Source organism: Bradyrhizobium lablabi, assembly GCF_001440475.1.
Lineage (GTDB): Bacteria > Pseudomonadota > Alphaproteobacteria > Rhizobiales > Xanthobacteraceae > Bradyrhizobium > Bradyrhizobium lablabi.
Genome location: NZ_LLYB01000003.1, coordinates 1 through 1,097, shown reverse-complemented (window position 1 = coordinate 1,097; position 1,097 = coordinate 1). Strand labels below are relative to the sequence as shown.

The following is a 1,097-nucleotide window of genomic DNA, read 5'->3' as shown; positions in this document are numbered from 1 at the left end:
GCCGTCTGCTCGACGCCGAGGAAACTCCACTCATACTGCCCCACGGTGACGGGCGAACCCTTGTATTTGAATTGCGGCCCGCTACTGCCGCCGACCGGGTAGAAGTAGTAGTTGCTGCCCACCTGCACCAGGCTGGTCGAACCGAGAGCCTCGATCACGGTGGCGGACGCACTCGCACCGATAATCCCATCGCCGTTGAGATCCTGGTTGAAGCTCGACTCGAGCGATGTGATGGCCGGGTTCGATCCCGAAACGACGACGCCGCCGGTACCGTTGGACACGAAATCGCCGTTGGCATCCGTATTCCAGACCGTGTACTGGTCCGTGCCCTGGATGCGCATGGCGACCTTGTAGCCGCCAGCAGTTTGCTCGACGCCAAGGAAGCTCCATTCGTACTGCCCCGCGGCGACGGGGACGCCCTTGTATTTGAATTGCGGCCCGCTGCTCCCCCCGACGGGATAGAAGTAATAGTTAGCCCCCACCTGGACCAGGCTGGTCGAACCGGAAGACTCGATAACTACCGGTGCCGAGTAAGCCCCCATCAGATCGGCCAGGCTGATGATGACGTTGCCGGTGAAATCGATCGCGAAATCGGCGGCACCGTCGCCGTTGGTGTCGCCCTGCAGCGTCGTGACGCCGGTGGAGCTGTTGTAGAAATAGTTGAGTTCGCCGGCCGCGCCGCTGAAGCCTGCGGTCGCGATGAACTTGAACTGATCGTAGCTGCCGGTGCCGCTGATCGCGTCGTAGCCGCTGAGGTCGATGTGATCCGTGCCGGACAGAAAATCGGTGATGCGATCGTGCAGGCCGCTGGTAGCCGAGCTTTCGCCGAGCAAGAATACGAACGTGTCGCCGCTCGCGCCGCCGGTCATCGTGTCAACACCGGTGCCGCCGATCAGCCTGTCGTTGCCGGCGCCGCCGATCAGCGTATCGTTGCCGCCGCCGCCCGACAGCGTGGAGCCGGTGTCGCTCGCGGTCAGCTTGTCATTGCTGCTGCCACCGATCGCCTTCTCGATGGTCGCGTTGAGCGCAATCCCGATATTGTTGATGAGGCCGCCGACCGAGGAGAAGGCGCCCGGATGCAGGTCGATGGTCTGCGC

The 1,097-nt window shown here is 63.0% G+C and carries 1 protein-coding gene; it reads right to left on the bottom strand.

The genetic code is table 11. The features are described from left to right. The coding region (locus CQ14_RS00015; RefSeq protein WP_199805392.1) for a M10 family metallopeptidase C-terminal domain-containing protein at positions 1-1,097 on the bottom strand (1,097 nt) is incomplete at both ends.